Annotated in this window: 11 protein-coding genes; 6 read left to right on the top strand and 5 right to left on the bottom strand. The window is 64.8% G+C overall.

The features are described 5' to 3' along the window. The first annotated feature begins 866 nt into the window (after positions 1-866). Entirely contained in the window at positions 867-1,235 is a 369-nt protein-coding gene (locus KF838_07300) for a hypothetical protein (protein QYK49652.1), read from the top strand. A gap of 60 nt (positions 1,236-1,295) precedes the next feature. On the opposite strand, the gene KF838_07295 is transcribed toward KF838_07300, so the two are convergent. Beyond that, entirely contained in the window at positions 1,296-1,475 is a 180-nt protein-coding gene (locus KF838_07295; GenBank protein QYK49651.1) for a hypothetical protein, read from the bottom strand. Between the two features lie 26 nt (positions 1,476-1,501). On the opposite strand from KF838_07295, the gene KF838_07290 reads away from it, so the two are divergent. The 3 genes from KF838_07290 (at position 1,502) to KF838_07280 (ending at position 5,755) form a co-directional block, all read left to right on the top strand. Continuing rightward, the gene (locus KF838_07290) at positions 1,502-3,193 is read left to right on the top strand and encodes a type I 3-dehydroquinate dehydratase (GenBank protein QYK49650.1); all 1,692 of its coding nucleotides are present in this window, start codon (positions 1,502-1,504) and stop codon (positions 3,191-3,193) included. Positions 3,194-3,281: 88 nt separating this feature from the next. Then, a complete protein-coding gene (locus KF838_07285) occupies positions 3,282-4,766 on the top strand; it encodes a metallophosphoesterase (protein ID QYK49649.1) in 1,485 nt (494 codons plus the stop codon). Positions 4,767-4,906: 140 nt separating this feature from the next. Then, complete coding sequence (locus KF838_07280) at positions 4,907-5,755, top strand: transposase (protein ID QYK49648.1); 849 nt, start codon at positions 4,907-4,909, stop codon at positions 5,753-5,755. Between the two features lie 525 nt (positions 5,756-6,280). On the opposite strand, the gene KF838_07275 is transcribed toward KF838_07280, so the two are convergent. Continuing rightward, complete coding sequence (locus tag KF838_07275; GenBank protein QYK49647.1) at positions 6,281-7,228, bottom strand: hypothetical protein; 948 nt, start codon at positions 7,226-7,228, stop codon at positions 6,281-6,283. A 68-nt stretch (positions 7,229-7,296) separates the two neighbouring features. Continuing rightward, complete coding sequence (hppD, locus tag KF838_07270; GenBank protein ID QYK49646.1) at positions 7,297-8,559, bottom strand: 4-hydroxyphenylpyruvate dioxygenase; 1,263 nt, start codon at positions 8,557-8,559, stop codon at positions 7,297-7,299. Positions 8,560-8,891: 332 nt separating this feature from the next. On the opposite strand from hppD, the gene KF838_07265 reads away from it, so the two are divergent. Beyond that, on the top strand, positions 8,892-9,704 hold the full coding sequence (locus KF838_07265; protein ID QYK49645.1) for a hypothetical protein: 813 nt from the start codon (positions 8,892-8,894) through the stop codon (positions 9,702-9,704). Between the two features lie 24 nt (positions 9,705-9,728). Here the strand turns inward: KF838_07265 and KF838_07260 are convergent, their stop codons facing one another. Continuing rightward, positions 9,729-11,507 (bottom strand): hypothetical protein, encoded by a 1,779-nt coding sequence (locus tag KF838_07260; GenBank protein QYK49644.1) that lies wholly within the window; start codon positions 11,505-11,507, stop codon positions 9,729-9,731. A gap of 117 nt (positions 11,508-11,624) precedes the next feature. Between KF838_07260 and KF838_07255 the strand changes: the two genes are divergently transcribed. Further along, positions 11,625-13,013, top strand: coding sequence for a tetratricopeptide repeat protein (locus KF838_07255; GenBank protein ID QYK49643.1), 1,389 nt, complete (start codon positions 11,625-11,627; stop codon positions 13,011-13,013). 27 nt (positions 13,014-13,040) lie between these two features. Here the strand turns inward: KF838_07255 and KF838_07250 are convergent, their stop codons facing one another. After that, entirely contained in the window at positions 13,041-13,499 is a 459-nt protein-coding gene (locus KF838_07250) for a hypothetical protein (GenBank protein ID QYK49642.1), read from the bottom strand. Between the last annotated feature and the right edge of the window lie 72 nt (positions 13,500-13,571).

The raw sequence follows: 13,571 nt of genomic DNA, 5'->3' as shown, positions 1-13,571 counted from the left end.
GAGCGTATCGCACAGCAAGCCCCTTTCCGAGGAAGTGCCAGCGAAAACGCACTGCTGGCTACGAGCCAATGGATTCTTTGGAACAACAGCAGAAGCACTGAAAACAGCAGGCAGTGCAAACGATGACCATGAATGGTACATCCCATCGCTCTGCGTCGCAAGTCGGGTAACGATCGATGATCGCATGCGATCGCATGGCTTGTATCCCCTTCCCGGACACACATTTAGATTGCTTCTTCGAGCTGTCCCTTTCCAGAGAATGCTCTCCGCGATGAACGGACAATGCGAACGTGCCCGCGCACCAACAGGCCGCCTCATGATGCAGGTCGGAGCAGCGAGATCATGTACCGCCATACAGCAGTCCCTCCCCCAGTCTGCCATCTGGCCATTTGCGATCTGCCATTTTCCTCCCTTGACTCCCCCTCACTGACAGACTGTTGTCAGTGCAAACCGACAAAAAACTTGCGTCCCTCAAGCGGATTCGTACGCTGCCCCCATGGCCGCGTCCGCGCCCAACCTCTCCCCAACCCTCGCCGAGGCCCACGCCCTCGTCCGCGCCATCCTCACGCGCAAACTCCCCTTCGCCCCTCTCGCGCACGCGCTTGGCATCTCCTCCGCCGAACTCACCACCCTCCTCAACTCGCCCACCGTCCGCCGCGAGATCGACGCATACGAACAACTCGTCATCTTCCGCGACCGCCTCTGCGGCATCCGCGAGCCCTCCATCGCCTCCATCCTCTTCCCCCAACACCAACCACCCGCCCAAGACACCGCCGCGTCTCACGAGCCCTCCGCACGCGACGCCATCCCGACTCTGCCGCGCGCCACCACACGCCCATCGCCTTCCGAAACTCGGAGCGAACCCCATGACACCGACCCACTCGACCCGCTCGTTCTCCGCGCCGACGACTGGCTCATCGCCGCTGATCCATCTCCTCATCCCGATCCTCACGCTCCTGCTGCTCCTCTCAACAACATCGATCCCGAGCCATCACTCGATCATCGCCCACAACACCCGCTCACAGATCCTCCGCACCCCGCCGCGCCTCAACCCGGAGCCGGTCGCGTACCTCATGCGCCCGATCACGTCCCCTCAGCGCGAATGCATCTCCTTCCAAAGACCCGCACCTCTCCCGTCCACATCACGCACCCGCCCAGCCGAGGCCACTCAAGGTCCCTGCCTTCCTTCCGCCATTCTCTGTCATCGTTCTTGTGCCCACTCCTCGCTTTCGTGACACTGAGGCCGCTGGCCTCAGCCGGCCGTGATCTCGGCAAACGCCCTCGCAGACGCAACGTCAACTCCCGCGACGGGCCTCCGCCGCGCCCGCTCTCTCGATCAGGTGAACCCATCCCTTCTTACTCGCCACTCGATCCGCCCTCGCGATCGCGGTGCTGTCGCTGCGCACGTACAGCTCAAGCGCGTCCCCGATCGAGGTCTCATCCTCCGAGCCGCACACACTGACCAGACGCAGCAACCGCCGCCGACCATACACTCGGCCCGATGACCCTCCTCTGCGTCCCCATCATGGTCCATGAGATCGACGCCGCCCTCGCCGACTGCGCCGAGGCAAAGCGGCTCGGTGCCCAGATCGCCGAGTACCGCATCGACCACATGCTCTCCGGCAGCCCCGAGGGCACACCCCCCGACGACCCCGATTCCCGCCGCGAAACCGACGAGATCATCCGACTCGTCCGCTCCTCGCCCCTCCCCTGCATCGTCACCTGCCGACCGACCTTCGAGGGTGGCCACTACGACGGCGACGACGCCTCACGCGTCTCGCTCTACGAGCGTCTGGCAACCATCGACACCCCGCCCCGATACATCGACGTCGAGCACGCAACCATCTCCCGCTCCGCCAACATCCGCCAGAAGGTCCTCCTCGCCGTCAACCACCCCGGCCAACTGCGAGGCCTCGACACCGCCCTCATCCTCTCATCTCACGACTTCGAACGCCGCCCCGCTGACCTCACAAGACGCCTCCTCACCATGCGCGACGAGCCCGCCGCAAAGATCCTCAAGATCGCCTACCGCGCCCGCTCACTCCGAGACAACCTCGAACTCTTCGACATGCTCCGCCACACCGACCGCCCCATGATCGCCCTCGGCATGGGCGAGTTCGGACTCATGAGCCGCGTCCTCGCCCCCAAGTTCGGCGCATTCCTCACCTTCGCCTCCCTCCGAGACTCCTCAGCCACCGCCCCCGGACAACCCACCATCACAGAGATCCTCCAACGTTTCAGGTTCAGATCCATCAACCAGCAGACCCGCGTCTACGGCGTCCTCGGCTGGCCCGTCGGACACTCCCTCTCCCCGCTCATCCACAACGCCGGCTTCGAGGCCGTCGGGCACAACGGCGTCTACCTCCCCATGCCCATCGCCGCACCCGAGGGCAACGCCGACGACAACGGCGCGTACGAGTCCTTCAAGGCCACGGTCCTCGAACTCATCGAGCACGACGCCCTCGACCTCTCCGGCGCAAGCGTCACGATCCCCTACAAGCAAGCACTCGTCCGGCTCGCCGGCGAGATGGGCGAGTCCCGCAACTGGTTCCTGACCCCCGCAGCCGCCGCCATCGGCGCAGCCAACACCATCGTCGTCCGCCGCGACCCCGGCTCGCCCCCATCCCGCATCACCATCGACAACACCGACGCCCCAGCCATCGCCGCGTGCCTCGCTCAGCAAGCCGGTCCCGTCGCGGGCAGACACGTCGTGGTCCTCGGAGCGGGTGGCGTTGCCCGCGCCGCGGCATACGCCTGCGCCGCCGCCGGCGCGAACGTCACCGTCACCGCCCGCCGACCGGAAGAGGCCGACACGCTCGCCTCCGACCTGCGCCGCTCGGCCAACCTCGACATCCGCACCATGCCGTGGGAGAGCCGCCACGAGGCCGCCGCCGATGCCTTCATCAACTGCACACCCCTCGGCATGCAGGGCGGCCCCGCGCCCGACCGATCGCCGATCGAGCCCGACGCCCTCACCAACGCCGACCCCGCATCCGTCGTCTACTTCGACACGGTCTACGCCCCGCTCCGCACCCCGATGCTCGCACTCGCCGAGCGCGTAGGCGCGCCCACGATCGACGGCGCATCCATGTTCGTCAAGCAGGGCGCAATGCAGTTCCAGATGTGGACCGACCGACCCGCGCCCGAAGACCTCTTCGACGGACTCGTCCGCGCCCGCCTCAACGCGACCTGACCCCGCTCCGACAAACACCTGCGACACGCAAGCCCATCGAGCCGAAGCACACGCAACCCGCCGAACGAGAGAAAGCCGGGAGGACGACATGAAGCAGGTCCACGGGTTGCCGGAACAGACCAAGCAGATCACCCTCCGGCTCGATGCCGCGGGTCGAGCCACGAGCGCGGCCCACGCGCTGGTCCTCCTCCTGTCGGTCCTGCTCACCCTCGGGGCGCACGCGCAGCAGGCGTTGCCGTCGTATCAGGAATGGCGTCAGACCTGCGAAGCGCTCCCCACCAATCGCGAACTCAAGGGCAAACTTCCTGAGGGCCGAGCCCTCGCGCTGCCGACCTTCGCCGACTTCGAGGCCGCGCTCGACGGCTTTCTCGAGGCCACACGCTCGGGGCCGCTCGGCAATGAAAGTGCCTGGGTCGGCGAGCGCCCCGACCCTGCGGCTTTCTTCGACACCTCACGAAGCTGGTTTGGTGGCGAGGAGGTGCCGTTCCAGCCCTACGCCGCAAAGCTGGTATTGCCGCCGGATGCGACGGTGCTGGTGATGGGCGACCTGCACGGCGATGTCCGTTCGCTGATGCGCGTGCTCGATGAACTGAACGCGCGGGGGATCCTCGACGGGTTCACGCTCCGCGATCCGAAGTGCTGGTTCCTCTTCCTCGGCGACTTCACCGACCGCGGCGTGTACGGCGTCGAGGTGCTGTACACGCTGTTCCGTCTGAAGATCGCGAACCCTGAGCGGGTGCAGCTCGGGCGGGGGAACCACGAGGACTTCAACATCGTGGCGCGGTACGGGTTTCTGGATGAGATCCGGGGCAAGTACGGGGCGGATGCGGACATCACGAAGGTGATGCGTGCGTACGACCGGATGCCGGTGGTGATGTATGTCGGCACCACGACGGATGTGCTCCAGATGAACCACGGCGGGATGGAGCCGGGGTACGACCCGCGCGGGCTGCTCGAAGCGGAGGGCTCGCCGCGATTCCAGTTGCTCGGGGAGTTGCGGCAGCGGACGTACCACGCGGCCCGGCCGGGGTGGCTGGGCGAGGATGCGGGCGCGCTGGCGGCGGCGGAGAAGCACTTCGCAGACTTCACGCCGGTGTCGCCGACGAAGCCCCGTGCGATCGGGTTTATGTGGAATGACTTCACGGTCTTCGGCGACGAGCCGGAGCTTGGCTACAACCGATCGGTGGTGTACGGCGCGGGGGCGACGCGGCGCGTGCTGGCGGATGCGAGCACAGAGCGCGTGCGCGTGCGGGGCGTGTTCCGGGCGCATCAGCACTCGGGGTCGTTGAATCCGCTGATGAGCCGCCTGATCGCGAGCGACGGCGTCTTCAGGCACTGGCAGGAGAGCGAGCGCAGCGCGGACGCGGGGAGGACGGTGGATGCGATTCGTGAGGGGCTGAGCCCGGAGGAGCCGCGCGCAGTCCCGGAGGGTTCGGTGTGGACGTTCAATGTCTCGCCGGACAGCGTGTACGGCACCGGGTGCGGCTACGACTTCGCAACGGTGGGTATCCTCACGCTTGCTCGCGAGTTTGAAGGATGGAGGATCCGGGTGGTGAGGGTGGAGGTGTTCTAATGGTGTGCCGCAAAGAGGCCCGAGCGCGAGAGCATTTTGCGCCATGTGTTCCAAGTGTTTCCATTGTGGAGACTTGCGCGATCTGATGGCTCATGCCATGCTCGGTCCCACTGGTGGAGCTGCCAGACAGGAGACCGAGCATGGACAACGCGAGTTGGAGGGTGTTGGCGGCGAGCGTGCGGAAGCTGGATCGGAGCCCGCGTGGCGGTCGCTTCACCTTCACCGATGCGGACATCGTGCTGACCTTTCTCTGGGCCGTCTTGCACCGACGACCCACCTCCTGGGCGTGCCGACGCGATGCATGGCCGTTGTGGCGGCGTGGTCGATTGCCCTCGCCAAGCAGGATGAGCCGGCGGCTGAGAACCACCAGCGTCCAGGCGTTACTTGCCGCGGCGGAGGCGGAGAATCTGGTCTCTGCATCGGGAGCGTTGGTGCTGGCTCTTGACGGCAAGGCCCTGCGCGTCGCCTCGCACTCCGGAGACCGGACCGCGACCTTCGGCGCATGGGGACTGCGCGGCTACAAGCTCCATGCGATCTGCGATCTCGCGGGCTCGATCGTCTCCTGGCGTCTCACGCCCATGCACTGCCATGAAGCAGTGATGGCCAAGCGGATGATGCGAGACATGGAGTTGAACGGGTATGTGCTGGCCGACTCGAACTACGACAGCGTGAAGCTCTATGAACTCTGCGCGTGCAAGGGCGGACAACTGGTGGTTCCGCGGAAGGACTGCCGCGTGGGTCGCGGCGTGCGGCGGTCCGGAACGCATCCGGACCGCCGTCGAGCCATCGACATGCTGGAGCAGAGCATGACGGGCTTCGGCAGGGGCCTGCTGTCACTCCGGCGCGTGATCGAGCGTGTGTTTGCACGCCTGGAAATGACCCACCATGTGGGGCTTATCCCGCCGCACGTGCGCGGCATCGAGCGGGTCCGTCGATGGATCCAAGCCATCATCATCCTTGATCGACACACACAGGCAATGAAGCGATGACGCAAAAAGCTCGCGAGTGAGGGCGTCGATGGTGATCGACGTCTACGGGTCGTCGCGTGCGCGCACGCAATCACGCCCTCACCGGATATCCGTTTGCGCAGCTTCACATCTGGCCATCTGCCCAAGTGGAGACAGAGCCGGGCCCGTCCGGGCCACTCCACCAAGGATGCGCCCTTCGGGCGGGGGAAGCCGCTACGCGGCCACATGTACCCGGGGCGACGCTTGGGGCTTCGCCCCGTCGCCCCCCCACATTGCCCCGGGCTCCGGCGCTTGCGGCACTTTGGGCCTCAGGAATGAGGAAGGGAGCGAGCCGCGATCACGTCGTGGTTTGGCGGATGGCGACGAAGTCTGTTGTTCGAGTACGGAACTTCACCCAGAGCGGGGTATTGGTTTGTAGCACCGCGCAGAAAGAAACTGCAGCAACTTGCTGTACGATCGGTCGTCATACCGTCGGGGGACGCTTTGAAATGATCGTAGTGGTGTATGGCATTAGAGTTCCCTTTCCTTGTGGGCAGAACCCAACGGTCATTGTACGGCTGAATTAGCCTTGAGTTCAAGTAGTTTCTGCCTCACCGACGTCAGGTCCGGATCGTTGACCGCCAAGTCCCAGTTTGTCGGGTCGATATGTGCTGAAGCCGCAATATCGGCCAGCACATCGTCATCCGTGTACTTCTCGGACTTGCCTTGCGCTTTGCATGCAATTCGGTACGCTTGCTTCGTGCATGCGCGGTTGTAAATCGATTTTTCGTGCCTCGGATCGAGACCCAGTGCTTTATCGAAGAGTGCGATCGCGGTTTCGAGCGTGCTCAACTGCACCTTCTCGGGGGTGACTGGCGGATCCATTGAGTATGCAATCGCAGTCGCCAGGTTGCACAGGTCGTCGCCTGTCTCGCCGTACTTGTGAATGATGGCGCGAAAAACTGCTTCCGCCTGCTCAAACTTCCCGGCATCCAGATATGAGACGCCCTCTGCTCGCTGGCTCGCTCTTGCGGAATCAATGGCATCGGTCCGCCGCTTCTCGTCAAGCTGGGCTTTCAACCGCTCGCTTTCTTTGGTCAGCTGATTGAGGCGATTGAGCAGTTCCTGCGCCTGACGATCTAGGATGGCTGGACCGGCATATCCGGAGATGACCGAGATCGCGATCAGGCGAAAGAGATTGTTCTGATTTATCGAATTTACATTCCCGAGCACATTGTTGAGGTCGATCGCGAGCAAACTGGTGATCACGAATCCCACACACGCGGCGCTGAGAGCACCCAGGTAGCAATCCGCGATCCAGCCGATCTGAACTGGTTCGGACTTGCCATGGCCGCGGAGCTTGTGCACGGGCGGACTTGCGGACGCCATCGCGCGGCCAATGCCTCCCGCGCCGCCACTCACAAGCACTATCGCAAGAAGGAAGAGAGTGTCGACCATCGCACCATACCTGGTCAGGAGAATAAAAAGGAGCGATCCAAGCAGATCGAGGAGCATCGCCAGTTCATCCTATCAAAACTCTTCGTCAGGCACGCTGTTTGTGGATTGGTTCAGGAACAAATGTGTTACAGATTCCCCCGCTTCTCCTGCTCGAGTTCGAGAGCTTCGAAGAGGGCCTTGAAGTTGCCCTTGCCGAAGGACTGGGAGCCGCGGCGGCAGATGATCTCGAAGAAGAGCGTGGGGCGGTCCTGGAGGGGCTTGGTGAAGAGCTGGAGGAGGTATCCCTCATCGTCGGAGTCGACGAGGATGCCGAGCTTGCGGATCGCCTCGTGATCCTCGCGGACGGCCTCGTGCCCGTGCTGCTTGAGCATGCTGTTCACGCGGTCCCAGACCTTGTCGTAGTAGGCATCGGGGAGGGTGAGGAAGTCGACGCCTCGTGAGCGGAGGGCGGCGATGGAGTGGAGCTCATCATCGGTGCGGAGGGCAAGATGCTGGACGCCGGGGGTGTTCATGTGCCAGTCGAGGTATTCCTGGACCTGCGACTTCTTCTTGCCCTCGGCGGGCTCGTTGATCGGCATCTTGATGAGGTTGTTGCCGCTGGCCATGACCTTGGACATCAGGGCGGAGTACTCGGTGGAGATGTCCTTGTCGTCGAAGTGCTTGAACATGGAGAACTCGAGGACGTTCTCGTAGAAGGCGACCCAGTGGTTCATCTTGCCCATCTCGACGTTGCCGACGAGGTGGTCGACGTACTTGAGGCCGCACGGGTTCTTCTTGTTGTAGTCGTTGATGGCGAGGATGGAGGAGCCGGCGCCGAGCTGGGGGGCGCATGCACCGGCGGCGGCGCAGGAGCCGTCGATGTGGCGGAAGCGGGGCATGAACCTGGCGCCCTGCTTGACCTTTGTGAGCTCGTACGCGCCGGTTCGAGAGACGAAGGTGTGGACGCAGCGGCCGTAGGTACGGATGGAGGCGATGGTGACGGTGCCGTGCTCGTCGCGGAGGGTGCGGGGCTCGCCACCGGGCGCGGCGGTCGCGCCGTTCTTGATCGCGCGGTCGAAGGCCTTCTCCGCGTCGAAGACGGTGAAGGCGACGTCCTTGACGCCGTCGCCGTAGAGGGCGACCTCGGTGGAGGCGGGGTGCTCGTAGGTGAGGCCGCTGGTGAGCAGGAAGCGGATGTTGCCCTGGGTGAGGAGGTAGTGGGCGGCGTCGCGGGAGCCGGTGGTGAGATCGCAGACCTGCTCGATCTGGAAGCCGAAGCAGTGGGCGTAGAAGAACGCGGCCTGCTTGGCGTTGCCGACATGGAAGCGGACGTGATCGACATCGATCAACTGGAGGGGATCGGTCGAGGGGTTCACTTTGCCGGCGGGGGCGGGGGAGAGGGTGGTCATCGGAGGGGCTCCGGGAGCCCGGCCGCGGACGGCCAGGCAGGGGTGCTCTGGCAAATACAAGAGAATCGTATCCGAGCCAACGGGCATATCCCGCACCCCAGGTGCTCTATTCAAGAACTATTCCAATGTGGTAACAAGACTGGGGCGCATAAGGTGCCAGCCGCCTATCGGTTCCGGCTGCGTGCAACTCACGGGGAGGGCGGCTAGACTCATCACCCTGAACTTTTGACACTGGCTGGCGGATGTCAGGCGAGGATGCCGAAGATCCCTGGTTGGTGGGTTGGTCGGGCTCGCCGCATGATGCGTCGGACCCGGTACGAGGATTTGGATCGATGGGACAACCGAGCGAATCGCTCTACTTTGGTCCGTACCGGCTCGTGAGGCCTCTTGCTCCGAGCGCGTTGGCTGAGCGGTGGCTCGCGCTTCACGAGAAGAAGCAGAGCAGCCATGTCGTCCATCGGTTCCCTGTCTGTCGCGCGAAGCCGGAGCAGCGTCGCGTGCTCGCGGCACTTGAACAGGGCCAGACCCTCCATGCTCCCCACGTTCTTCCGATTGAGCTCTTCTCTCTTTCGATCACTCAGCAGCCGTGCGCGGTCACCCCTTATACGGGCAACCACGAGGGCATCCTGACCCTCTTGAACCTGCTGGAAGCCAAGGGTGGCCGGATGGCCGGTCCTGAGGCGGAGCGGGCGATGCGTCACCTGCTGGAGGCCAGCCGCTCAGCCCACAACGCCGGGCAGTTGCACGGGGAGTTGGGGTGGGCCGAGGTCTTGGTCGATCGGCACGGCTCGTGTTCGGTTGAGTTCTACGGCCTCAGGCGTCGCCTCGGTCTTGTCGCCGGCCCGGTGTCGGAGCTGCGCCGTGATGAGGTGCGTTCGATCATCGAGATGGGGTACCGCCTGATCACCGGGCTGAGCCCCGATGAGCCGAGGATCTCTCCGACGCGCCTGAGCAAGCGTCTTGAGTCCGCGTGGGACGCCTTCTTTGACACGGGCCTCAATGCCGCGGGCGGGTTCGAGACCGCCCAGGACGCGATCTCGGCACTGCCATCGAGCAGCCGTGACCGCGACCGTCAGCAGCAGCCGAGCACGGTTCGCGTTGTGCTGAGCAGGTTTGGTTGGGCCGGGTCCCAGCGTCAGGGCTGAATACCAAAGCCGAGAACCTCTGGCTTACCGCGGTCCGTCGCCCGTTGGGGAGACCGGGTTGGTTGGTGGAACGCTGTCCTCGCTGGGTGTCGGGCGAAGCAGCGGCCTCGGGCCGGTCAGCACACGGGCCTCGATCGCGGCGTAACGTGCCAACTGGTCGGACGAGAGCCCCGAGCCGAATCGCTTGAGGAACTCGTCGGAGATATCCGGCCCCTGCGGCTGCGCGCCGAGCAGGTCCAAGGCGTCGAGCCAGTGCTCGGGCGTGGACCCCGCAAGCCCGGGATCGTCGAGCCGATCGAGCCAGACGAGGGAGACGGTGCGGACTCTTCTCAGCCGCTCCTGATCCGGTTCAGGCAGCTCATTTTCGAGCGGATCGGCTCGATCGGCGAGGGAGAGGGCACGTCCTGGCCGTGAGAGGTTCAGTTGGGCCTCGGCGAGACGGACGAGCGAGCGAGCGTGCAGCACCGCCAGTTCCGGCTCTGTGGGCATGGGCGTGTTGGCGAACGAGCCGAGGAGGGCTTCGACAAACGGCGCGTTCCGTGAAGACTCGTCGGCGGCGAGGATCAGGGTGCGCGTGTCCATCCCGGCCGTGACCTGCGATGCCGCGGCGAGGCGTGCTTCTTCTGTGGCGAATGTGAGTGCTCTGAGGAGCAGCAACCCCTCGAGCGAAGCCCGGTGCGAGGCAATCGCACGCACGGCGATGTCTACGAGCGAGGTGTCCTCGATGGCTGCGAGCACGATGTCGTCAACGAAGGGCGGATGCCTGGAGAGGGCCTCGGCCGTCGCGATCCTGATCGCCGCTTCGGGCGAGCGGAGGAGTGGGATGAGAGTGCGGCGGTCGGCATCGGTGCCCACACGAGCGAGCAGCCGGACGCCGGGCGCGCTGAGCGTGTTCACAGCGCGGGCTCGGAGTCTGGATGCCGCTACCTCGCGATCTTCGGCAGAGAAGAGCTCCGCACGATCGAGCGCGAGGCCCGCCTGGGAGGCGGACTCGCGAGCGGCGGACTCAGCTCCGATCCACCTGAGGGTGGGCTGGACGAGGCGAGGTGTCGGGTAGCGTGACGCGGCAGAGAGCAGCTCTGCAACGACCGAGGCATCCGTTTCGAGTTCGAGCGCTTCGGCGATGCGATTCTCAAGCCCTGGTTGAGCGAGACGGTTCAGCAGGCGTGCCGCTGCGGCCCGAACCCGGCCATCGGGTGCGTTGAGGAGGTCGACCAGAGCAAAGCCAACTTCGGGCGCGATGCGCTCGGCATCGGCCAATTCCTGATCAACGAGGGTGAGGCCGAGCGTACGGAGTTCGGGCAGATCGTCGCGCAGCAAGCTGACCAGAAGATCGCCGTGCTGTTCCGGGGGGGTCGCGTCGAAGAGGCGGCGCATCGCCAAGACGAGACGCTCGATGAGTGCGGCACGATCGGCGCGAGCGGCATCCTGCTGTGCGGCGGGCGCCGCGCCCTGTTCCGGTCTGACGGGTTCGAGAGGCGCGGGTCGTGGCTGGGAGGCGTTCTCGGTTGCCTCGAAAGTTGTCTCTCTCAGTCCGTCCCGGAGAGCCGCCTGGTCATCATGCTGAGTGGTGGATGCTGAATCGAGGGGGGCGGCCGGGCGGTCCTGGCCTGGTTGCCCAGCACCAGCACCGTCGGGGCGGTTCGATTGCGGCGTGTGGGAATGGGGGTGGGCGGAATGGGGGTGGGCGGTGATCGCTGCGCAGGCGGGCTGGGTGGAAAGCAACAGGAGGGCCGCGATGCGGATGGGTGTGTGCCATCGCGATGGCCGCGAGGGGGTGAATGTGGGATCGGTTCGGTACATGCGTCGATATGGGAAGCGTGGCCAGCTCTTGATGGTACACTTTGATCGGAGCGATTCTCGCTTCGGCGTGAAGCGGAGTTCGTGTCTGTGTGGATGATGGTCAGCCCTTTGTAAGCCATGAGCGACTGGCAAGAGGCAGAGCAGCACGTCGAGCGTGCGCATGAGCATTACGAGGCCGGTCGTTGGGAAGACGCCGCGGCTGAGTTGCGTCGCGCGCTCGCGCTGAATCCATACCAAGCCGAGTGGCACTTCAATCTGGGTCTGACACTGGACGCCGCCGGTCGCCATTCTGATGCAGCGGTGAGTTTCGGGCGGGCGTCCGATCTCTCTCCTGAGGATGTGCGGCTGGCTGTGATGACTGGTTCCAGTCTGCTCAGGGCGGGCCAGGTCGAGCAGTCTTTGTCGTGGTTTGAGCGTGCGGCGAATGTCGATGGGGCGGACCCCGCCTCGTTCGTGCATCGGATCGAGGCGTATGCACGCCTCGGACGGTTCGACCAGGCCGAGTTGATGTTCTTTATGGGCCAGCAGACGGCACCGGACTGCGCGGAGTTGTACGCGTCGATGGCCGAGGCTTTGATGGATCAGGGGCAGTACGAGCGTGCGGTCTGGTGTCTCCGCGAGGCGGCGCGGCTCGAGCCCGAGATGCCGCGGGTCGAGGCGCGTCTGGCCGAGGCGTATGCCGCGACGGGTCGTCACGAGCGAGCGAGGCAGCTTTTCCTGAGAGAGCTGCGGCGTGATCCTGGCGATATCGAGACGCTGCTCGATCTTGGATCGTTGTTGGTCGAGATGAACCGGCTTCCGGACGCGGGCGAGAAGTTTCGGCGTGTCTTGGAGATCCAGCCCGATCATGCGGAGGCGCATTTCCGTCTCGGCGATCTCGCGGAGCTCATGGGGAACGCGGCCGAGGCCATGGTCCATTTCGACATCGTGCTGCGGCTGAACGATGGGTACCCGGGGGTGAGGCGTCGTCTCGCGTCGCTTATGCTCGATCGTGGTGATGACGGCGATGCCGACGAGGCGAGGCGGATGCTTGAAGCCGAGTTCACGGCGGCTGGACCGGGCGGTCCTGCGCCGGCCGACGGCGAGGACGACGTGTCGCGTGAGGCGTTCGGCACGCTCCTGCTCGATGCGGGTCTGCCGAATCAGGCATCGGAGATCTTCCGCTTGAGCACCGTTCGTTCTCCTCTCGCGGCCCGCTCGTGGCACCTGCTTGGTGTCGCGAGGATGGAGGCGGGAGAACTCGACGAAGGGATGGAGCATGCCAGGCGTGCGCTCCGGCTTGATCCGTCGCTGGTCGCGCCGATGCACAATCTCGCGATGGCGCATCTGCAACTTGGAAACTTCAGGCGAGCCCGATACTGGGTCAGGCAGGCGCTGAGGTCTGAGCCGGATGATTCGGCACTCAGGCGGCTTCGTCTGCGTCTGAATCTTCACAGCGTCGGTGAGGCGATCGTCGCGGCATGGCGTGTCGCGGTGAGGCGGCGTCCGGAATGGAATGCTGGCTGAAGCGTCGGGAAGATGCGATGCGTCGCCTCAGCGGCGTCTGGATCTGGCTCTGGTGAGGTACGCGTCGATTGAGAGCCGCCCTGCGCCCAGAGCCAAGAGCATGATTCCAACAACCAGGAGCGCGGCCGACCGGCTGGTCGAGTCGAGTGCGCGGGCGGTTCCGAGCGTGCCGACCATGTTCCAGCTGGCGAGCATGCTTCCGACAGCGATGAAGGCCGGGAGCACTGCGATGCGAGTGGCCAGACCGATGATGACAAGCACAGCGCAGCACGCTTGTGTCCATGCGAGCGCGTGCATGGTTTGTGAGGGGATGTATCCGCTGAAGAACGGGCTCAGGCAGCGCTCGATTCGTGAGACGCCGAGATGATGATTGACGCCCAAGGCCCGGATCGCGTCGAGCATCAGGTCGGCTCCGAGCCAGATGCGAGGGAGCAGCAGCAGCGCGTGGGCGCGTGTGTTCAGCAGCATGTTCCTTCGTCGAGCCATTCGGGGACATCGTAGAGCGAGGCGCATGACAAAGGCCCCGGCGCTGGTGCGTCGGGGCCTTTCTCTGGTCAC

This window comes from Phycisphaeraceae bacterium (assembly GCA_019454185.1).
Classification (GTDB): Bacteria; Planctomycetota; Phycisphaerae; order Phycisphaerales; family UBA1924; genus JAHBWV01.
This window is presented reverse-complemented; position numbering and strand designations above follow the sequence as displayed.